The 20,941-nt window shown below is 33.8% G+C and carries 15 protein-coding genes and 1 pseudogene; 6 read left to right on the top strand and 10 right to left on the bottom strand.

What is annotated here, in order from left to right; all coding sequences use genetic code 11:
• Nucleotides 1-12: 12 nt before the first annotated feature.
• The 5 genes from ACN5L8_RS13185 to ACN5L8_RS13165 all read left to right on the top strand — a co-directional run bounded on the left by ACN5L8_RS13185 (nt 13) and on the right by ACN5L8_RS13165 (nt 4,711).
• On the top strand, nt 13-531 hold the full coding sequence (locus tag ACN5L8_RS13185) for a phosphatidylglycerophosphatase A (RefSeq protein WP_120405629.1): 519 nt from the start codon (nt 13-15) through the stop codon (nt 529-531).
• Between the two features lie 179 nt (nt 532-710).
• Nucleotides 711-1,823 (top strand): recombinase RecA, encoded by a 1,113-nt coding sequence (gene recA / locus ACN5L8_RS13180; protein WP_419173256.1) that lies wholly within the window; start codon nt 711-713, stop codon nt 1,821-1,823.
• A gap of 69 nt (nt 1,824-1,892) precedes the next feature.
• The gene (locus tag ACN5L8_RS13175; RefSeq protein ID WP_419173255.1) at nt 1,893-2,468 is read left to right on the top strand and encodes a regulatory protein RecX; all 576 of its coding nucleotides are present in this window, start codon (nt 1,893-1,895) and stop codon (nt 2,466-2,468) included.
• Entirely contained in the window at nt 2,446-4,167 is a 1,722-nt protein-coding gene (locus ACN5L8_RS13170; protein WP_419173254.1) for an ABC transporter substrate-binding protein, read from the top strand. The genes ACN5L8_RS13175 and ACN5L8_RS13170 overlap by 23 nt, the downstream gene beginning before the upstream one ends.
• 145 nt (nt 4,168-4,312) lie before the next feature.
• A complete protein-coding gene (locus ACN5L8_RS13165; RefSeq protein ID WP_114706156.1) occupies nt 4,313-4,711 on the top strand; it encodes a hypothetical protein in 399 nt (132 codons plus the stop codon).
• Here the strand turns inward: ACN5L8_RS13165 and ACN5L8_RS13160 are convergent.
• On the bottom strand, nt 4,708-4,953 hold the full coding sequence (locus ACN5L8_RS13160) for a hypothetical protein (protein ID WP_120404052.1): 246 nt from the start codon (nt 4,951-4,953) through the stop codon (nt 4,708-4,710). The two genes, ACN5L8_RS13165 and ACN5L8_RS13160, sit on opposite strands and share 4 nt — an antisense overlap.
• 419 nt (nt 4,954-5,372) lie before the next feature.
• On the opposite strand from ACN5L8_RS13160, the gene rpoZ reads away from it, so the two are divergent.
• The gene (rpoZ, locus tag ACN5L8_RS13155; RefSeq protein ID WP_021267614.1) at nt 5,373-5,585 is read left to right on the top strand and encodes a DNA-directed RNA polymerase subunit omega; all 213 of its coding nucleotides are present in this window, start codon (nt 5,373-5,375) and stop codon (nt 5,583-5,585) included.
• 49 nt (nt 5,586-5,634) lie between these two features.
• Here the strand turns inward: rpoZ and lon are convergent, their stop codons facing one another.
• The 9 genes and pseudogenes from lon to ACN5L8_RS13110 all read right to left on the bottom strand — a co-directional run bounded on the left by lon (nt 5,635) and on the right by ACN5L8_RS13110 (nt 20,794).
• On the bottom strand, nt 5,635-8,121 hold the full coding sequence (gene lon / locus ACN5L8_RS13150) for an endopeptidase La (RefSeq protein ID WP_419173277.1): 2,487 nt from the start codon (nt 8,119-8,121) through the stop codon (nt 5,635-5,637).
• 14 nt (nt 8,122-8,135) lie between these two features.
• The gene (locus tag ACN5L8_RS13145) at nt 8,136-8,621 is read right to left on the bottom strand and encodes a hypothetical protein (RefSeq protein WP_114706152.1); all 486 of its coding nucleotides are present in this window, start codon (nt 8,619-8,621) and stop codon (nt 8,136-8,138) included.
• A 73-nt stretch (nt 8,622-8,694) separates the two neighbouring features.
• Nucleotides 8,695-9,378, bottom strand: a complete 684-nt coding sequence (locus ACN5L8_RS13140; protein WP_419173253.1) for a hypothetical protein — start codon at nt 9,376-9,378, stop codon at nt 8,695-8,697.
• Between the two features lie 39 nt (nt 9,379-9,417).
• Nucleotides 9,418-11,964 carry a hypothetical protein gene (locus ACN5L8_RS13135; RefSeq protein WP_419173252.1) on the bottom strand — a complete coding sequence of 849 codons (2,547 nt, stop codon included), beginning with the start codon at nt 11,962-11,964 and terminating at the stop codon, nt 9,418-9,420.
• Between the two features lie 114 nt (nt 11,965-12,078).
• A complete protein-coding gene (gene rpsI, locus ACN5L8_RS13130; RefSeq protein ID WP_114706149.1) occupies nt 12,079-12,480 on the bottom strand; it encodes a 30S ribosomal protein S9 in 402 nt (133 codons plus the stop codon).
• 15 nt (nt 12,481-12,495) lie between these two features.
• Nucleotides 12,496-12,852: pseudogene (gene rplM, locus ACN5L8_RS13125) on the bottom strand (50S ribosomal protein L13).
• 297 nt (nt 12,853-13,149) lie between these two features.
• The gene (locus tag ACN5L8_RS13120; protein ID WP_419173251.1) at nt 13,150-15,999 is read right to left on the bottom strand and encodes a POTRA domain-containing protein; all 2,850 of its coding nucleotides are present in this window, start codon (nt 15,997-15,999) and stop codon (nt 13,150-13,152) included.
• Nucleotides 15,987-19,937 carry a translocation/assembly module TamB domain-containing protein gene (locus ACN5L8_RS13115; RefSeq protein ID WP_419173250.1) on the bottom strand — a complete coding sequence of 1,317 codons (3,951 nt, stop codon included), beginning with the start codon at nt 19,935-19,937 and terminating at the stop codon, nt 15,987-15,989. Before ACN5L8_RS13115 ends, ACN5L8_RS13120 begins: the two co-directional genes overlap by 13 nt.
• Complete coding sequence (locus ACN5L8_RS13110; RefSeq protein ID WP_419173249.1) at nt 19,937-20,794, bottom strand: hypothetical protein; 858 nt, start codon at nt 20,792-20,794, stop codon at nt 19,937-19,939. The genes ACN5L8_RS13115 and ACN5L8_RS13110 overlap by 1 nt, the downstream gene beginning before the upstream one ends.
• Between the last annotated feature and the right edge of the window lie 147 nt (nt 20,795-20,941).

Below are 20,941 nucleotides of genomic sequence, written 5' to 3'. Positions count from 1 at the left end.
TACCATAAGGCCATGAATACAGAAAATCAGCTAAAAAATACAAAAAAACTGACATTTAAGTCACTAACTGATCTTAGAATCGTATTTCTTACATTCTTTGGAACTGGACTCGCTCCAAAAGCACCTGGTACAGTAGGAAGCCTAGCAACTATTATCCCATTATATTTTGTTGGGAAATTAAATGCACCTTTCTTTTTCTTTATTCCATTTCTTATACTGCTTACAATTGGTGCCGTCTTTATTACTTCAGTAATTGAAAAAGAATATGACTGCATTGACCCATCATGGATTGTTATTGATGAAGTTATTGGTATTTGGATTGCGTCATTATTTATTCTTGAGCCAACTTTTGTAAGTTACGCATTTATTTTTATCTTCTTTCGTATATTTGATATTTGGAAACCTTGGCCAGTCAGAGTCTTCGATGATCGTAAAGACGCTCTAGGAACTATTCTCGACGATGTCGCAGCAGGTCTAATGGCGGGTATTCTCTATATTCTTACTTTCAAATTGTTAGAAATTTACGCTTGACTTACGCAAAACTTACGCTAAAAATATAAATAAGCAAAATGTAAAAAACTAGAATTAGCTTTTTGGAATTGTTTTGATTTCATCAACTTAAAAGAAAGTTAAAACAAGCAACTTTTGCATTAGCTGATAGCAGATTAATTTGGTAGAAATAATTCTAAATACAAAAACACGGAGAGCTTATGGCGACAACATCAACTGACAAGAACAAGCAAAAAGCACTAGATCTAGCACTTTCAACTATTGAGAAGCAATTTGGTAAAGGTGCCATCATGAAACTTGATAGTGAAAACGGACCAGAGAAAGTTCCTGCAATTCCTACAAGCTGTCTAGGACTAGACCTTGCACTAGGTGTTGGCGGTGTACCTAAGGGACGTATCATTGAAATTTATGGACCTGAGTCATCAGGTAAAACAACTCTTACTCTACATATTGCTGCTGAAGCACAGAAGCAAGGTGGAACAGTTGCATTCATTGATGCAGAACACGCACTTGATACAGTATACGCTCAGAAGCTAGGTGTTGATATTCCAAACACATTAATCTCTCAACCAGATAGTGGTGAGCAAGCATTAGAAATCACAGATATGCTAGTTCGCTCAGGAGCAGTTGATCTTCTAATTGTTGACTCTGTTGCGGCCCTTACTCCACGTGCAGAACTTGAAGGAGATATGGGAGATTCACACATGGGTCTTCAAGCGAGACTAATGTCTCAAGCACTAAGAAAACTAACAGGATCAATTAATCGCTCAAATACGACAGTAATCTTTATTAATCAGCTTCGTATGAAGATCGGTGTTATGTTCGGTAACCCAGAAACAACAACTGGTGGTAACGCTCTTAAATTCTACTCTTCAGTAAGACTAGATATCAGAAGAACTGGTGCTATCAAAAATGGTGATGAGGTTATTGGTAACAGAACGAAAGTAAAGGTTGTAAAAAATAAAGTTGCACCTCCATTTAAAATCGTTGAGTTCGATATTATGTACGGACAAGGTATTTCTCAAATGGGTGACCTATTAGATCTGGCCGTAGCGAATAATTTCGTTGGAAAAGCAGGTGCATGGTTCTCTTACAATGATGCAAAAATTGGTCAAGGTCGTGAGAACTCGAAGCAGTACTTAGCCGACAATCCAGAGATTGCTCAAGAAATTAAAAATAAAATTCTTGCTCTACATGGACTGATTAAAGATAACTCAGTAGTTGATGAAGCAACTGGTGAGATTATTGAAGAAACTCCAGTAGAAGAGAAAAAGACTAAATCAAAGTCTAAGTCAAAAAAAGTTGTTCAATAATTAAATTATAGCCTCTTAGATTTCTATCCTACAGAATTGTAGACAGTGACCTAAGGGGCAACTTTTTAAATGACTCTAAAAGAAACCATCGAAAAGCTTCCCTTTAATAATGAAGATTATATTCTTGCAGAAGATGAAAGCAAGGCCGATTTAACTCGTTCATTTAAAAGAGCTTATCATTACTGCATCTGGTTACTTTCAAAAAGAGACTATTCCCGCTTTAAACTTTCCCGTAAATTATACGAAAAAAAGTACACTCCATATGTAGACGAACTCCTCGACTTCCTTGAAGAGGCCAAATACCTACAAGAAGAACAATATATCCGTACCCGTATCAAAACCTTCATGTACAAAGGTCAATCTAAGAGAAATATAATCAATAAGCTAAGAGCGGAAAGATTAAACGTAGAAGGTCATATCATCGAGGAAATATTCGAAGAATATCGATACACAGAAAATAATCAGCTTCGAGAATTAATCCATAAAAAGATTCGATCTAAAGGCATTGTAGCCTTGGAAGATTTTAATTTTAAACAAAAGCTGATACGCTTTCTTTTGTCAAAAGGGCATTCATACGACAAAATAAAAACAGAAATAAATTATGTCCAAAACGAGGAAAGCAATGCGCAAGATTACCCTATTTAGTACATTACTAATACTTGTAACACTCACTCTTACATCATGTCGTGTTTCAAAAACTGATAAGAATACACTTAGATTCCCACTTACAGAATCTATCTCTACAATTGACCCAGTAAACGCATATGACTCTGTTTCAATGTCAGTGGTTTATCAAGGTTATGAACAATTATATGAATACCACTATCTCAGAAAACCCTTAAAGCTAGTTCCTCTTCTTGCTGAAGATATGCCACAAGTTTCTGAAGATGGCCTCACTTATACAATAAAGATCAAAGAAAATATCCAGTATCACGATCATCCGGCTTTTAAAAAACCAAGGTTTGTTAAAGCAGAAGACTTTATTAACCAGATTAAGCGACTAGCCTTTAGGCCATACCGTAGTAATGGTTGGTGGTTATTTGATGGCCGTGTCGTTGGTCTTAATAAATTTAGAGAAGAGGTCGGAAGTGATTTTAGTAAACTCCTCTCAACAGATGTTGAAGGACTGAAGGCATTGGATGATCGCACTCTTCAAATCAAATTAGTAGAGCCATATCCACAAATGTTAAATGCATTGGCCATGAGTTTTACTTCCCCAATGCCAGCTGAAGCAATGAAAGAAGAAACTTTTATTGATGAACTTATTGGTACTGGCCCTTATAAATTAGATAAGTGGTTTCGCGGCTCAAAGTTATTCATGAGTCGATTCAAAAATTACCATAAGGAATTTTATCCTGGAAAAGGTGATCGCTTCGCCCACAGTAAAGAATTATTAGAAGATGCCGGAAAACGTCTTCCGTTTATCGATAAAATTGAATTTCATATAATTAAAGAAGCACAAACTCGATGGTTACAATTTATGTCTGGTAATCTCGACTTCCTAAGAGTTCCAAAAGATAACTATCATTCACTAGTATCACCTAGTGGTGAGTTAACTGAAGAGTACAAAGATAAAGATATCACACTCGACATCTTCTCTTCTTTCACTTACTGGTGGTTTTCTTTCAATATGAAAGACCCTATCGTCGGAACTAATAAGAATCTTCGCTTGGCCATTGCTCATGCAGTAAATATTGAAAAGTATATTAAAACATTTACTAATAATATCGGACTGAAAGCTAACTCGATCTATCCTCCAGGTATTCCAGGATACGATCCATCTCGTAAGCTTCCTTATAGTTACAATATTGAAAAAGCTAAAGAATACTTAAAAAAGGCTGGCTATCCAAACGGAGAAGGTCTTCCAACACTTGTTTACGACACGAGGGCCTCTTCAACGACTCAAAGACAAAGGGCCGAATTATTGAAACAAGATCTGGAAGCAATTGGGATAAAAATTGAAATCAAACTCAATACATTTCCTGCTTTCCTAAAAAAGGCCAAAGAGGGAAAACTCCAAATTTGGCTTGATGGTTGGACTCTCGATTATCCAGATAGTGAAAATGTTCTTCAATTACTAACAACACAAAACCAAGCACCAGGGCCAAATGTATCTAATTATTCAAATAAAGAATTTGATAAGAAGTTTGAAAAAATAAAGGTACTCTCTGACAATGATCAAAAGTATCACTTGATGGCCGAGGTTGAAGAAATTGTCCTCGAGGACTTACCATGGGTACTTCTCTACTACTCTCGAGACTATATTGTTTATCATAACCGACTAAATAACTTCAGATATAATGATCTCGTGGTTAATAAAGTTAAATACTTAAGATTGAAATAATTAAGTTCGACATAATTCCGGGGGAATATATTTCCCCCAGTCCTTCTCCTTCACTTCACTATCATTTTTTTCCTCTAATTTCCGAATAGTAGATCAGTATGCTTGTAAAAAAGTATATGACTGCAACAACAAAGGATAATTAGTTATGAAGACTCTTGCTCATTTCATACTTGTCGTCATTGGATTAACTCTACAAATCCAAGTCTGTGCCAATGATTATATGATCTACTCTGTTGAGCACGAATTACCAATGACCAACGATGTGTCTGAAATTCAAAAAAATTATTATGTTAATATCGGAGAGAAACAAGGTATCAAAAACGGTACTCTCTTAGACGTTTACAGAATTATTATTCTCAACGATCCTTATGATAAAGAAAGACGCTATCGTCACAAAATGAAAGTAGGTCAACTCGAAGTCATCCATCATGATGGAGATACTTCAATTGCAATTACAAAGAATTTCAATAGCGAAGAGAAGCGCCCTATACTTGAAATATCTTCATTTATGGTTGGCGACCAAGTAAGTGTGAATCTGAATTAAATGCTTTTAACGTTTGATCTCTCATGAAGGATAAAACGACGTTTTTTAACCAATTCAATTTGATCTTTAATGGCCTTTAAAGCTTTCTTTTGACGACGGATTAAGTCTTCATCTGCATTAGAAGATTCCATAAGCCTTAGAACCTTTGCGGCCATTCCATCTGCAACAGCTAACTTATTTGATATCTCATGTAAGAACTTTCTTTCTTCAAGGGCAAGTTCTAAAACTGTATTTTCATCCATATCTACTCTTTAAAAAACTTATAACTGACAATATCGCCATAAAGTATATGAGAGTCTATCCTATTCACCACAATCTTAAAAATATAATAGCCGATTGCCAAATTAACTTTTTCATCTTTAAAACTCAGCTCGATTCGTTTCAATTTATGGCCACAGCACACGCCATTGAATTTCTGTTTGAAAAACAACGCAGATGGTCTCACTCTTATGTTTTCTGTAAATATAAATATTTGATTGTTCATACCCAATTGATATGCAAAAGGACGATATTTCACAACCAACATAAGTCGCTGAAATCACGTAGTGCATCGTAATAATACTTTAAATATTTTAAATATTTACGTCCAGTATCTAGACAAAAACAGCGCTTTGTCCTATAAAAATAACTTAAGTCACATTTAATTTTTCGGAGTGCACAAATGGCAAGAATTACAATTGAAGACTGTTTAGAAAAAGTTGAGAACCGTTACGAGTTAGTTCACTTAGCAGCAAAGCGTGTTAAGCAATTAAGAGATGGTGCAGACCAACTTGTTAAGAGCAAAAACAAAGATGTTGTAACAGCACTTAGAGAAATTGCAGCTGGAAAAGTTAAGCATGCTCCAGTAAGTGAATACGATTCAGACGAATTTTAATTTATATTTAAATTTCATAAAAAAAAGCCTCTCATGCGAGAGGCTTTTTTTATTTCTTAAACTTAGGTTTAAATTTTGGGAGTGCGATCTTCAATACTTCATCAAAGTGCGCTACTGGATAAAACTTCATTCCTTTTCTATGTCTTTCAGGAACTTCTTTTAAATCCTTTTCATTATCAATTGGTAAAATAATATTTGTAATCCCTGCTCTTTTTGCAGCAAGAACTTTTTCTTTAATCCCACCAACTGGAAGTACTTTACCAGTAAGAGATAACTCTCCAGTCATGGCCAAGTTACTTTTCACTTTCACATTATGAGCAAGTGTATAAAGAGCTAAGGCCATTGTTATACCAGCACTTGGTCCATCTTTTGGTGTTGCACCGGCAGGTAAGTGCAGGTGAACTTCTCTTTCAGATAAAAAGTCTTCTAATTCTTCTTCATTTTCATCGGATGCCTTTCTCTTAGGCTTCATCTTAAAAAATTCATCCATTTCATTTTGAAGAAGTTGTTTAACATAACTATAAGCTAGGTTAGCAGACTCATTCATAACATCACCAAGCTGGCCTGTTAACTTGAAACCTTTTCCATTTAAAGAAAGTGTTTCAATATAAAGAATATCACCACCATAACCTGTCCACGCAAGTCCAGTCGTCATACCTGGAGATAATTTCTTTAGGGCCTTTTCACTCTGATATCTTGCTGTTCCTAAAATATCTTCAAGGTCAGCTGGCTTAGGTGCAAATACCTTCTTTCTCTTTGCATTTACTTTTTCTAAAGCTGCACGTCGACAAAGTTTAGCAACCATTTGCTCCATAACACGAACACCAGGCTCGCGGGCATAATCTTCAATAACCTTCTTAAGTGTTGCTTTACTTAAGTTGATATCTTTCTTCTCAAGTCCATGTTTCTTGATCTGCTTTGGAATTACCCACTTAGTTGCAATGGAGAGCTTCTCTTCCATTGTATAACCACTAAGCTCAATGATTTCCATACGATCCAATAATGGCTCAGGGATATCACCGATATAATTTGCAGTAGCGATAAATAAAACCTTTGATAAATCAAAAGGCACATCTAAGTAATGATCAATGAATGTATGGTTCTGCTCAGGGTCTAGAACTTCTAAGAGAGCTGACGCTGGATCACCTTGGAATGATTGTCCAAGCTTATCGATCTCATCTAGCATAATAACAGGATTATTCACTTCGACACGCTTCATCGCTTGAATTAAACGACCAGGCATTGCACCAACGTATGTACGTCTATGTCCCTTAATTTCTGCTTCATCACGCATACCACCTAAAGAGAAGCGATAAAACTTACGTCCTAATGATTCTGCAATACTTCTTCCCATTGATGTTTTACCAACACCAGGAGGACCTGCTAAGCAGAGAATAGTACCATCAAATTGAGGCTTAAGCTTACGAACAGCTAAGAACTCCATGATTCTTTCTTTCGCTTTTTCTAGTCCATAGTGATCTTTTTCAAGAATCTTTTGGGCCTTTGGCATATCCACATGGTCATTTGTCGACTTTGACCATGGTAAATCAACAATCCAATTTAAATATGTACGAGTTACGTTATATTCTGGAGATGAATCAGGAATAACCTCTAATCTTTCAATCTCTTCATTAACAGACTTTAGTACATCTTCAGGAAGCTTTGCTTCGATTATTCTCTCTTTGAGTTTACTAATATCACGTGCTTTATCATCTTCTTCAAGACCTAGCTCCGCCTTAATTACTTTTAGCTGCTCTCTTAGGAAATATTCACGTTGATACTTATTAACTTTGTCATTAACTTCATCAGAGATTTTCTTTTGAATATCTGCAACATCTTTCTCACGTTTTAAATAAACAAGTAACTTACCAAAACGTTTCTTAACAACCAGAGTTTCTAAAAAATCTTGAGCTTCAGGAATATCAAGAGATAAAGCAAATGCAACGAGGTCAGCAAGCGCCCCCGGTGAAGATGAGTTAATCATTGCTAACTTCATTTCTTCATTGAAGTAAGCATTTACTTCACTAAGCTTTTTAACCTGATTAATGATAGAACGAGTATATGCATCAAGTTCCTCATCCTCTTCTAAGATGTCATCAAAGACCTCATACTTAGCTCTAAGTAATGGTGACTCTTCATAAATATCTGAAGCACGATAGCGTTTGATACCATGAACCAGGACATTAACTGAACCATCAGGAAGTTTTAATCGCTTAACAACTTTACAAAGCACACCTACTTTATAGATGTCCTTTGAAGTAATTTCACGAGTATCAATTTCATCCTGAATTGTTGGATCTATTTCGCCATCATCATTTTTAAGATCATTTTTAACAAGGTTTAGAGCAAGATATCCACTTTTAATAAGATACTCATCTAACTCTGCAGTGAATTTATCTTCTGTTAAAATAATCGGTGCAATCATTCCAGGAAAGATTGGACTATTCATAATTGGGATAATCACAACATCTTCTGGAAACTTTTCCTCTCCTGAAGAGTCTTTTATTTGTACATTATATTCTTCGTATTCATTCATATTTTTCACACCATTTATTTTTTAATATCAATAACCAGACGACCTGGATTAGTTAAAGTAAATACATCAATTGAATGTTGGCCACTAATAACGAGCTCTGCTGAAAGAGTATCATCTCCTACTGGGTAGAAATCAACTTTCTTAACAAGCTTAGATGTTCCAAAAGAGCCAACTTTCTTATCTAGTTTAGTTTTAAAGAAATCAATATAGATTTTATTTTCTTTCTCACTCTTGTAACCATATACACGAGGAGCCTCTTTCGTCTTAAAATCAAAAACAAGTCTTTCATAACCTCGACTTGAACCATTTCCATGTCTAATTGATTTTAAAACAGAACTCGTATTGCTATTTGTTGAATGGAAAATTCCTTTCTTAAAGAAGATTGATCTCTTCTTTTCTGGAATTTTTCGAATTCTCTCATTTAATAGGTCTTGTGAGTTTGCCGTGTTTGAGATTGAAAAAATTGAAATTAGTAAAAGTACTTTTAAAATATTCATCATATTTACCTTCCATGGGATAACTACTTAAAATTTTACTAAATTGGTCGTGAAAAAAGAATAGTAAATTTCAGAATTAGGCTTTTGTTTTTCTTAAGTGTGCCGCACCAAGCAATCCAAAAATAATAACAAGCCAATATACAGGAATTTTATATGCGGTATTCTTTGATTTCTCTTCATTGATTGAGGCGATTCGACGGCCTGACTTTTTATTCTTATAAATATCCTTATCAGAACCAAGCCCTTCTAAGCTCTCTCCAAAGACTGTACTTACCCATAAACTGAAGGTGCTTAAAGAGTTTGCACCAAATGTATCATTTGCTGGAAACGCCTGTGAGACAACCTCTTCCTCACCTTCTCGCCCTATGACAGTATAGACACCGAGGCGATCATAGAAAGGATAGAACTCTTGCTCACCTTTTACGAGAAGAACTATATAACGACGACCTTTTACAAATCGAGGCATATTTTCATTTGGATAGTTGATTCCTTGCCACTGGCCACCATTGTAGACAAAATTAAAAGAATTCTTACTCAATTGTTTTCTATTTCCAAGCCCAACAGACTTTTCAAGCTTGAATGTGACATTGGTAACAATTTTTCCATTTTTTAGCTTTTTCACGTAGCTATCTTGATAAACGCCCATGATAATGGCATTTGATTCAGATAGTTGTTTACTTAAAGGAATTTCAAATAACTCTGCACCATATGATGTCAGAGAAAAGATAGTAAAAAATAGAGTCACAAAGGCCTTTATCATACCAATCTTATCGGTTATTAAGCCTAATACTTTAACCTTTTAATCAAGCTTTATCTGGTTGAAATTACTGAAGATTTCGTGGTTATCTAAAATAATTAATGTATTTCCTTGATCTGTAAGTCCTTGAAGAAGTTCACAAATAGAAGTTAGCTCATTCATTGATAAACCATATGAAATATTTGTTAGTACGATAATCGAATCACTAACCTTCTTATCAATGGCCTTTAATAGCTTCACTCTTAAACGTTCACCACCTGATAGCGAGGGTATTGTTCGATCTAATGTTAGATAATCAAGATTTAGTAATTTCAAATAACCAAGTGTTCTTTTTATTTTTGGTGTAGCTGGTATTGTCTCAAATAAAGTTGATACAGGAGTTTCACTCGCTTCAATGATTGTATATTTACCATCTGTAATTGAGGCGTAAAACTTCTTTAAACCAGTTCCACCACACTCATCACAAGGAAAGCTCACATCTTCAAGGTATTGCATATCAATCTCTTGAACACCTTTTCCTTCACAAACACTACATTGACCAAGTTTAGAATTCTTAGAAAAATGCCCTTTTTCTAGACCTAAGGACTTTGAAACTGGAAGTTTAGTGAAATAGTTTCGAACATTGCCAGTTAGATCTAATGTCGTTCCCACCGTTGAGCGACTTGTAGATTTTTCAATTCGAGTTTCATAGATATGAATATCTTGAACTTCATTTGTGATATCAATTGAACCGATCTCATAATCAGTCTCAAAATTATATTTTTCTTTAAATAACTCTTCGTTTAATTCATTAAATAGTGCATTTATAATTAGTCTTTTATCGAAAGATTCAACATTCGTTAAAACCTGATTGATTGTGCCTAATTTGAATTCTATCTTTTTATACTTTTTGTCCTCAAACTCAATATCTTTAAAAGTAAGCTTTCCACTCGGTTTCGTCTTCTTTAAGACTAATTCTTTTTGTTTCTTTGATTTACCTTTAATCTCTACAACTTCACCGCCAAGGTGCCCTGCTCCTGGACCAATATGAATCGTCTTATCACTTCCATTTTGTAAATAAGTACTATGTTCAACCATTACTACAGTATTATTTTTTGAAAGATTTTTTAGATATTTTAAGAGAACTTTTTGTTCTTCAATAGTCATCCCAAGACTCGGCTCATCAAGTACAAATAAAGAGCCACTTCCTTTAAAACTTAAGTAACGAACGAGTAATGATTTTTGATATTCACTTGTTTCTAATGACTTTAATTTTGTCATTAAGGGAAAATCCCCCAGACCTAATTCAACTGCAACGGCCAATTTATCTTTAACTTTTTTAATAATATTATTTTCATTAAGATGTTTTAATTCGATTAATAATCCCTCGACTGTAAGAGATAATAAATCACCATAAGTAGATATATTCTCAACTTGTCCACAGTGGGCCATTGCACTTTGAGAAAGTCTTCTCCCATAACAAATATGACAGACTTTTTCACTTTGCATCTTTCGAAGAAAAATTCTAGCAGATCGCTTATAACGTTTTTCCTCTAAAGCATAAAGAAAGTTTAGAACGCCATAGAATCTTCCACCACCATTTAGAAGAAGATCTTCAACCTGATCACTTACATCACAATAACGTTCATTATCACTAACACCAAGCTTCTTCATTTCAGTTATAAAAGTCTTGTAGTAGGCACTATATTTAGAATAATCTAAGAAAGTAATTGCACTGTCTTTTATCTTCTTTTTGGGATACTTTACAATTTTATTAACATCATAACTTAGTGTAGATCCATAACCCTTACATTCAGTACAGGCACCTATTCCATTGTAAGGAAGGAGGTCACTAATCTGTCTTGCACTCTGTAATCCCTCTTCATCACATTTTTGGCAAAACTCTTTTGCGTTTAAGCTGAAGTGATGTAATTGATCATCTCCAGTGAAGTAAACACTTAATTGCATAACTGCCGAGTTCTTAATAAGCTCAAGCCATTTCTTTTTAAAATTCGATATTTTATTGGGCTTAAGACGAAAGATTTCCCATTGGGCATCCTCTTCATTAAATTCACGAATTAACTGCTCATTAGAATTAAAACTTCTAGCAGGCATTCCTGATATACATTCTTGATAATGATCCTTACCGATAAGGATATGTAAGACTTTTGTCTTATCTGAAATTATTGATTTAATCTCTCGTATGGCTAAATCTAGCCCATCAATAAATTCTTCATTATGAATTAAACACTTTGAAGATTGTTGATCAAAATATAGTTGTGCTAGTTCGTAGCTGATTTCAAGTTGATCGGCCAAGTTGAGTCTTGAACCCACGATAGGATTATTTTGAGCAAGACTCCACACTGGCAATACTGGCTCAATTAAATCGACTTCAGCACTTGTTGGAACTCTTTCAAAAAAGTTCATTGAAGATGGCATTGAATTTAAAAATCGTCTTTTAGACTCATTGGCCAGCGTATTGAATACAAGTGATGATTTTCCTGAGCCAGAAACACCTGATACACAAGTAATCTTATTAATAGGAAACTCGACATCTATATTTTTAAGATTATTTGTACGTACACCTTTGAGTTTAATTGATTTTGCCATATGGACTTATAGCATATTTGAGTTCTTTTTGAATATTATACAGTTAACTATAAAAAAGAAAGGCCCTCTGAATAAGAGGGCCTTCTGTATATTCGAAAATTTGTAAGATAAATCTTAACGCTTCGAGAATTGGTACTTTGCTCTTGCACCTTTCTGACCAGCTTTTTGTCTTTCAACTTTTCTTGGATCTCTTGTAAGAAATCCTGCTGATTTAAGCTCGCCTCTAAGCTCTGCATCAATCTTAAGGATTGCTCTTGCAATACCAAGACGAACAGCACCGGCTTGACCAGTAGTTCCACCACCAGTTACGTTAATTTTAACATCATACTTATCTGCAAGTTTAAGTAGGTTTAGTGGTTGATTAACAACATATCTGTCAGTACCTTTTGTGAAGTACTCTTTGATATCTCTATTATTAACAACAACTTTACCAGTCCCTGCAGCCATATAAACTCTAGCAACTGAAGATTTTCTTCTACCAACTGCTTGTGAATCCCAAGTTTTTCCTTTAGCCATAATAATAACCTCTTACTAGAATTTGTATTCTACTGGGTTTTGAGCGCTATGTGCGTGCCGATCCCAAAACCTTAGGTTTTGTTAGTTGTTTCTACCAAGTGAGTTCTTTGAAACGCCGCTAACAACGTTCATAAAAATCGCTTCTGGTTTTCTTTCAAGTTGCTCACAGCAGTTCTTTCTCTAAGTCCACCAGCATAACCTGTATGTCTGTAGTAAACTTTATCGTTCACTTATTCCCAGTAAATTCTTTTTCTGCGTTGATAACAACAAAATCACCAGAATCTGTATGAGGTGTACTTCGGTGCTTCTTCCTCTTAATACATTAGCGATTTCAGTTGCTAAACGTCCAACTACCTTATCGGTAGCATCAATTAAGTGCCATTTTTGTCAGCATCTGCTGGCTTTAACACAAATGATTTCTCAGTGTACATAGTAACCTTCCACTTTAATAATGTTAAAAATCAATAAAACGTAAACGCATCATCAGAATAAAATGATTTGTTTACAACACTTAGGACCTATAAAGGCCCATAATTCCGTTGTTTGTGGGGTAACGGGTTTCGGCAGATATTAAACAATTTAGACCAATAATACAATGGGTAAATGTTATTTTTTTTGGCCATGCGTAATATTTTCTTCGGCTATAAGTTACTGATTTTAAATGAATGGCTAGAATTGGCCAATTGTTATGTGAAAACGGCCAAATGAATCTCCACCGATTCGATCTAATTTAACACCGTAATCAAAATCTAGTGATCCAATTGGGGTGAATAATTTGAAACTTAGGCCAACAGATTTTAACAATTCAAATTCATCTATTTTATCAACAAATACGCGACCTGCGTCAAAAAAGATTGCAATAGCAGAATAGTCACCAAGATAATAACGAGGCTCTACTCTAAAATTAAATAAATAAGCATTACCTCTTACAGTGGTATCAGTAATATAAGAATTATCTGATAATCGTCCACTTTCAAAATCACTATATCCTCTCAGAAAGTCTCGTCCAATTAGTCTAAAAACTTTTAAAGGTGGAATATAACCTGAAGTTTGTGGCTTACCATCAGCATCGATAATTATATTTCCACTATCATCAGTAATAAGATCATCTGAAAAATTATGTTCATATCCAAGGGTAATCGATGTTGCTAGAGTAATATCACCCAATGGAATATAATTATAATTTCTAATAACCGCCTTATTATAGTTGATTGTTAGATCATTTTCTTTTTGAGAGCCAAGATACGGATTTGCAAACTCCCATGAGAAGTTAAACCAAGAACCTTTTCTAGGCATTGATGAGTTATCTCTAAAGTCTAGAGTGACTTCAGGTCTTATGGCCCCAATATAGTACTTATCTTCATCAATCTCATCTGTGGCATCAAATTGCCTAACATTATCAAACTCGTATGTGAGACTAGTAGAGAGCACATCAGAGAATTGCTTATAAAGTTGAGGGGCAATACTGTAAATATCGGCATCAAAATCTGAATAGCGCTTTCTTTCAAACTTAACTGTTGTTTTAAAAGTTAGTTTGGAGCCGAGCCAATCATAGAAAAGATATGGTTCGATGAATTGAAACTGCACGAGTCCCTCAAGTAACTTCTTTGACTCATCAAATCTTCTCTCATCTAAATAGTCAAAATCTGTTCTCCAGTTTGTTTGTGCTTTGAAAATAACAGATCGATTCATCCCTTGGATATTATTGTAGGCAATCATTGTCGAAAATTTAAAACCGAGATCTGTTCGGAACCCTGGAGCAATTTCTGCTTGTCCAAAGTCCTTTTCAGTAACTTTTATAACAAAATTTAAATACTTTTCACTTTCCGAAACTTCTTCACCAACAAATGATGAGATATTAACATTTGAAAATAGGCCAAGCTCTCTTAAGCGATTAACAAACTCATTCATCGCCCTTGGTGTGACGAGATCCCCTCTTTTAAGAGGTAGCTCTCTTCTAACGACAACATCCTTTGTCTTCGAATTACCTGTAACGATAACATTTCCAAGATATGTTTTAACTCCAAGTGAGAACTTTAAGTTAAGCTCAATCTCATTAGTAGCGGAATTTACGGTCACAATCTTCTTAGGACGCTTTTCTAAATATGAGCTGAAATAAAACCCTCGACTCTTTAGTGTATTAATTGCAGCTTTGAGATCCTCATCGATATGAACAACATTAAATGGTTTTCCTATCTTATTTTTAAGTGCATCCTTAATAAAATAGACTGCTTCTTTATCATCAACACCTTCAATATTTATTTTACTCAGTCTATATTGTGCTGACTCTGAAATTGAAAAGGACACAATGGCCGAATCACCACCATCAATGAAGTCAATTTTAGGTTTTTCAATATTTACAAATATAAACCCATCTTTAACATAGATCTCTTTAATTTTTTCAGAAGCATCTTCAAGACCTTTCTCATGTAAATAATCGGCTTTTAATAAATCAGAGTTACTTTCTGAATAAGCTTTTTCTAATTCATCGAGACTTTTGAAATTATTGCCAGTGAAGTTAACTTTAGCTATTTCAACTTTTCGGCCTTCATCTATTGTAATGTAAAAGTTTATAACACTATTACCAAATCTGTCCTTACCTCTAGCTTCGTTAATTTGAGATTTAGCATAATAGTATCCATTCTCACGATAAAAATTAACTAAGTGGCGATTCAATGAAATGTCATCAAATCGGCCTTTATTATTCTGAATATACTTCTTAACATGATTAAAAAGTTCGTTGTGACTTAAGCGCTTATTATTATAAAAACTAATCCCAAAACGATGACCTAATTTTATTTTAAAAACTAATTTATAGTTTCCAGTATTTAAGACATGTAATTCTTCTTTTACATTTGATAACCAAAAGCCTTCAGTGATTAAAAGGTTTCGGTACTCCTGTAACATCTTCTTATAATTTGTGAAGTCGAGAGAGGATCCTTTAATCCTATTCCAAAACTTTTTAGCTTGATCAAGATTTGCACCATCAATCCCCTCAAGACTAATTATTTCTAAAAGCCTTATTCCACTCTTATTTAAAGTAATTTCTAAATTTAACCCATCTTCTGTAAGTTTAGTTTTAACTGTTCCAACTTTTGCATCTTTCTTAAAGAACGACTCACCAATTTTTTCAAGTCCTTCTTCGACTTTAATAGCATCGTAGTAATCACCTTCTTTTAGTGTAAATTCATTTTTTATACGACGATTAAGGACGGAATCAGTTCCAACAACGTTTAGTTTAGATATTTTAGGTTTAGTCACTGCGACAATTTTCAGATTGTTATTTTTTATTTCATAAAAGAAAGACTTATAATATGGTTTACTCAATTCAAAACGTACCGCCGACTCAATCTCCGAACGAGTTAAGTCTTTACCTTCGTATTTCTTGAAGCTTTCAATAATAAATAGACATTCCTCGCGACCAGTACAATCGACATCGACATTGTCAATATGAATCGTCTTAGCAGCAAAAGTGCTAAAACAAAACAATGTGAATATGAATAATTTTAAAATGACCATTTATATTTTATATCGGCTCCAGCTGAACCATCTGTCCTTTCTTTATTATTTGTATCATCTTCACTTTCAAAAATACCTTCAATCGAAAGCTTATCACTTATACTATAATCAACATTAATAGACTGTCTTGTATTCTCACTATCAAAGGTATTTGAAAACTTTAAGTCAATATTCTCGTTAACCTTTTTAGTAATCTGTAACTTAGTAGCAGTTTTAACAGATTGTTCAGACTTTGTAGCTTCCTCAATCGGGCTATCAGAGCTTTCAGAAAATTCAGGAAGAACACTAAGTTTTAATCCAAGAGCAGAGTCAAGTCCTTCATTAATATTTAATTGATCCACTAAGAAGGTTCCAATACCAATCGTTGTTAAGTTAGTTCGTTGACTATCCTCTAAGTTCTTCGAAAAGTCTGAAGTTACTCCTAAAGTGAGAAGAGAGAATATATTATCGCGAGTTAAATACGGATTAGACTCTAGGTTAATTGAAATATCTTCGACAGAACCGGTAATTCCCATTTCAATATCATATTGTCCAATTGTAGAGTTTGCCAAAAGATTTAAAGTTATTGGATCGAGATTTTCTTGTCTTGTAAAATAGACAACGCCTTCCGATAGGATAAAGTCATTACCTCTAAATTTAAACTTACTGACTCCAGGAACTATAATTAGCTGTCCTTGCATTTCAGGATTATTGAATTGTCCTTTTATGGAAAGATCACCTGCAACTAAAAGGTCAGCAAGTCGATTACGTACACGCACAGTTTCTTTGATCTTTAGATCGATATCTAAGTTAATTAAGTCGGGAATACCCCTCTTTGTTTGGGTAATATACTTGTTTAAGCTTTTGTTATATTCAGATGTGGATTTAAAGTCATTGAACTCATTTTCAACAAGACCACCGTTTACAAATACATCTCCCTTAACAAGGTATGGAAAACTTTTACCTGAAAAGCTTAACTTTCCGTCTGTATTTATGAGAGATCGAGATTCAACTTGATAGCCAACATCACTATAGTCAGCATTTAAGTAAACTTCAGGGAACGGGAAATTGGCCTTAATATAACCTGAAAGATCAAATCGTCCTGAGCCTAATTCACCACTTAATGAATTTATTAGGATCTTCTTATCACGATATGCACCGATACCATTTGCATTGGCTATCTCTAATGGGATGGATTTTAACTTTAGTCCAAATCCAGAAGTAGAAAAAGAATGAGAGATATCGTAATTTCTTCGATTACCATAAATAATACCCCTTCCTTTAATATTACCAAGAATTCGCTCAATCTCACTTGTGAGTAATGTTAAATAGCTTAAATTTATATCAAGTTCTTGTATAAGTTCAAATCGACTGTCAACGTTACCTGTTCCTGTGACATAGTAGCGTCCCCCCGAACCTTCTAGTAGAAAGTTTAACTTTTTAATTTCTGATTGTTCAATTTCAATTTGCGTCGGTCTTCTTAAGGTAAGATCTCTTCCGTAATTATTCAGATGAAATTGATTAATTATAGAAGTTGCACTAACTGGCATATCAGAGTTGAAGTCGTATGAAATTTGACCGGCCATTTGCATAAAACCATTTAGTTGATTGTTAAATGCATTATGTTCAGAAATAACACTTAGAAAAGTTCTTAAATTTGGTATATCGACGTCGTAGTTTAGATCAACTTTAGGGTATTGTTTACTAAGGTCTAATATTCCTTCTAGATCAATTTCTCCATTTAAAAACTGAGAATCAAAATCAATAACACTATCTGTGAATTTAAATTCCAGCTCTGAAGATCCAATCTCCTCGTTACCAATTTTAGTTCTAGTTAAATATGCCGATCCATTCCCTTTAAAGTTCTTACCTCTTTTGGCATTTAAATTAATTGAGAAATAGCCATTATATCCTAGACCGATATCTCTATATCTGAAGAAGTCATTTAACTTAATAGGAGTAGTTACAAGATTGATTCGATCAAAACCTTTATCATAACGATAGGCAAAATCAGATGACAAACTCGATCCCCCTTTCTTTAGGAATAAGTTTTTAACATCAATTTGATTTTTATCAACGGCCATTTCTATCGCGAAATTATCCATTGCTTCGTTATATAAGCTTACTTTTGAAGAAGTTAGATTTGCAGTAGTTATAATATTATTGAAGCTACCACTTATATTTGCATTACCATTAAATATACCAGCAAATGGTTCTACATATAGTTTTACATCTTTCCAGATTGGATCTAATCTTCTTTTAGAAGTAGCAATATCTAATTCTGTAAACTTCAAATCAAGATTAAGTAACTCTTTTGGAATATCGACAAAGCCCATTAAATCAGTTTTTCCATTAACTTCATTTGAAATACTATCTATGAATATCTTATTGCTATTTATTGAATAACGAGCTTTAACACTTGATGCTCCTTCAAATAAATAGTCATATACTTTAAGGTTATTAACATCTTTAGATGTGACATCAATAAAGACTTCGTCTTTACCGCTTATTCTTATATCAATATCACCGCGGCCACTACCAATTGCGCCGACCTCACCACCGAGGTCTGATAATTCAAGCCCTCGTCCCTCAACATTAAAGTCGACAGCTTTTCCTTTAATAGTTCCATTCGCTAAGAGGTGCGATTTATTAATATTTGCATCAATCTCTATTGCGAAACGATTATCAATAATAATTGATAAAGAATTAATTTTCCCTTCTTTCATATTAAGAATATTTGTATTCGATGGCCTCAATGAAAGATTAGTAAAACTTAAGCGCCTTGAAGAATCTGCTGTAATAAATAAGTCGCCACCACCATTCATCTTTAAATTTACAACGCCGTTAATTCGACCTTTTAACATTTTCAGATCATCACCTAAAAAATATAGAATATCGTTGAGATGAAGATTACTTAATTCAACACTTGTATTCGTTGCCACAACTTTCTTTGACTTAAAGTCTAAGGTGAGATCATTTAATAACTTGAATGTTCCTTTATTCACTGAACCTTTTAACTTTCTAAGCACAAGAGATTTATTATGATAAGTGAAATACGTATTTACTTTCTCAGCAATAGCGTAATCAGAGCTAATATTGTCTCCAACCACATTACCGTTGACGTATAGCCCTTCAAGACTTAAGTCACCCGTTAGGTCTGCTTTCCCTTCAACTAGCCCATTTAGATTTAAATTATGTTTTTTAAGTAAAGAATAGAAACTATCAAAGTTTACACGATATTCAATATCTGCATCTATCTTTCGCGATTTAAATTCATACTTACCTGTACCAGTAATTTTTGAGTCTTTAACAAATACGTATGCATTCCTTAGCCTAATACTTTCTTCAACAATCTCGGCATCAAGAAAAAGGTTATCGACAGCAAGGCCGTTCCAATAAAATCGCTCAATATCAAGAACAATATCAAAGCTGCTCTCATAAGGACTTATTGAAAGAAAGCTTATAGGAATATTCACATCAGCTTGTTCAAGATAAAAATCAGAGTTCATGATTTGAACTTGATTAATTTGAAAAGGAAGATTCTTCGTGATCTGAGTTAATCTTTCAAAATAGCCAATGTCATCTTTTTCGTCATTTTCTTTTTCTGTATTAATTTGATTTAAGACAATATACCCATCATCGAAAGACACACGACTAAACTTAATCTCAGATGAGAATAAACTCATAATAGAAAAAACAGCTGACACATCCTTAACCTGTATCTCAACTTCATCTTTAACGACTAGATTTACATTGTTTAGTATTGTACGCGGAGGAAAGAAGCCCCCTGAAACCTTTGAGAATTTCAACTGGATATTTTCATTAGAGATTAGATTATTATTTATATACTCACTCAAGATAGTGGAAACATATTGAGACTGAATAAAATTCCAAGCACCGACACCAATAATCGTGAAAACAATGGTAAAGACAATGAGGAATTTATTCATTACTTTCATTATTTTAGAAGATCTCCTACATTGCGATAACCAGGATGGAGACGATTAACGATTACGGCAAAGAAGTAAGACCTTTCAAATGCACCAATTTTTTTATAATTATACGAAATCTCATAGAGTGTATTTACATATTCCTGCTTGGTTTCACATCCTTCAACCAATTTCTCACGAAGAGTGGCAATACTTCCAAGAAAGTCCCTCTTGCCTTTATCAGAACAATCCATATGTATACTCACTTCTGCTGTGGATTTCTTTGTGTTTTTTTCTTTTTTCGTTATCTTCTTATAAACTTCGTCATCATCTAAAATTGAATTTAAAGAGTCTACAAACTCTTGATCATTAGTATTGAGTGCATAATTATAAAATAAATCCTTCCACTCCTTAGATTCAAAAATCACAGGAATAACTTTAAAGATATTTTCAATGAAGTTTAAAGGATCAAGTAGTTCGACCTTGTCCACAAGAGTTTTTCTAATATTTTCAAATTTTAAATATACTTCAGGATTTGAAATTGCAGTATTAATTGAAGTACTTAATCTGTCTTCATTATCAAATTTTAAAAAGGTTAAACTATTTATCAAATTCTCTAGTTCAACAGTAGTTGAAATACCAAGCCTTTGAAATAATTCTTTTAACTCAATGAGACGATTAACTTTTTTTTGATTAAATAGTTTATGGAATAATTTTTCTTGTAATTTATCTAAGCGATGTAGTTTACCTAATTGATTTGCATAAATAATTTCAACTAAACTCTTTAAGTAAAAATTCTTATAGATATTGAATTCTTCTATTGGAATCTTTTTATAGTTTTTTAAAATTGAATCGATCCATGAATTGAATTCAATCGAATTTTTCAATAGAAGACTCTCATTCAATTGAATGTGAAATTCCGTTAATTTAGACACGCTACCTCGGCCAAAAGTTTTACTAACTACCTAAAATTATTATATCAAATTATAAAATTTAATAATATTAAGCGTACTTTTTACCTTTTAAAAATGGGG

This window comes from Halobacteriovorax sp. (assembly GCF_048381875.1).
GTDB lineage: Bacteria > Bdellovibrionota > Bacteriovoracia > Bacteriovoracales > Bacteriovoracaceae > Halobacteriovorax_A > Halobacteriovorax_A vibrionivorans.
Note: the sequence above shows the minus strand (reverse complement) of the source record. Positions and strands in the feature narration are given on the sequence as shown.

What these genes read in the sequence shown, in the direction of transcription:
- ACN5L8_RS13185 (WP_120405629.1), top strand. Translation starts at nt 13, where the DNA reads ATGAATACAGAAAATCAGCTAAAAAATACAAAAAAACTGACATTTAAG.
- recA (WP_419173256.1), top strand. Translation starts at nt 711, where the DNA reads ATGGCGACAACATCAACTGACAAGAACAAGCAAAAAGCACTAGATCTA.
- ACN5L8_RS13175 (WP_419173255.1), top strand. Translation starts at nt 1,893, where the DNA reads ATGACTCTAAAAGAAACCATCGAAAAGCTTCCCTTTAATAATGAAGAT.
- ACN5L8_RS13170 (WP_419173254.1), top strand. Translation starts at nt 2,446, where the DNA reads ATGCGCAAGATTACCCTATTTAGTACATTACTAATACTTGTAACACTC.
- ACN5L8_RS13165 (WP_114706156.1), top strand. Translation starts at nt 4,313, where the DNA reads ATGAAGACTCTTGCTCATTTCATACTTGTCGTCATTGGATTAACTCTA.
- ACN5L8_RS13160 (WP_120404052.1), bottom strand. Translation starts at nt 4,953, where the DNA reads ATGGATGAAAATACAGTTTTAGAACTTGCCCTTGAAGAAAGAAAGTTC.
- rpoZ (WP_021267614.1), top strand. Translation starts at nt 5,373, where the DNA reads ATGGCAAGAATTACAATTGAAGACTGTTTAGAAAAAGTTGAGAACCGT.
- lon (WP_419173277.1), bottom strand. Translation starts at nt 8,121, where the DNA reads ATGAATGAATACGAAGAATATAATGTACAAATAAAAGACTCTTCAGGA.
- ACN5L8_RS13145 (WP_114706152.1), bottom strand. Translation starts at nt 8,621, where the DNA reads ATGATGAATATTTTAAAAGTACTTTTACTAATTTCAATTTTTTCAATC.
- ACN5L8_RS13140 (WP_419173253.1), bottom strand. Translation starts at nt 9,378, where the DNA reads ATGATAAAGGCCTTTGTGACTCTATTTTTTACTATCTTTTCTCTGACA.
- ACN5L8_RS13135 (WP_419173252.1), bottom strand. Translation starts at nt 11,964, where the DNA reads ATGGCAAAATCAATTAAACTCAAAGGTGTACGTACAAATAATCTTAAA.
- rpsI (WP_114706149.1), bottom strand. Translation starts at nt 12,480, where the DNA reads ATGGCTAAAGGAAAAACTTGGGATTCACAAGCAGTTGGTAGAAGAAAA.
- ACN5L8_RS13120 (WP_419173251.1), bottom strand. Translation starts at nt 15,999, where the DNA reads ATGGTCATTTTAAAATTATTCATATTCACATTGTTTTGTTTTAGCACT.
- ACN5L8_RS13115 (WP_419173250.1), bottom strand. Translation starts at nt 19,937, where the DNA reads ATGAAAGTAATGAATAAATTCCTCATTGTCTTTACCATTGTTTTCACG.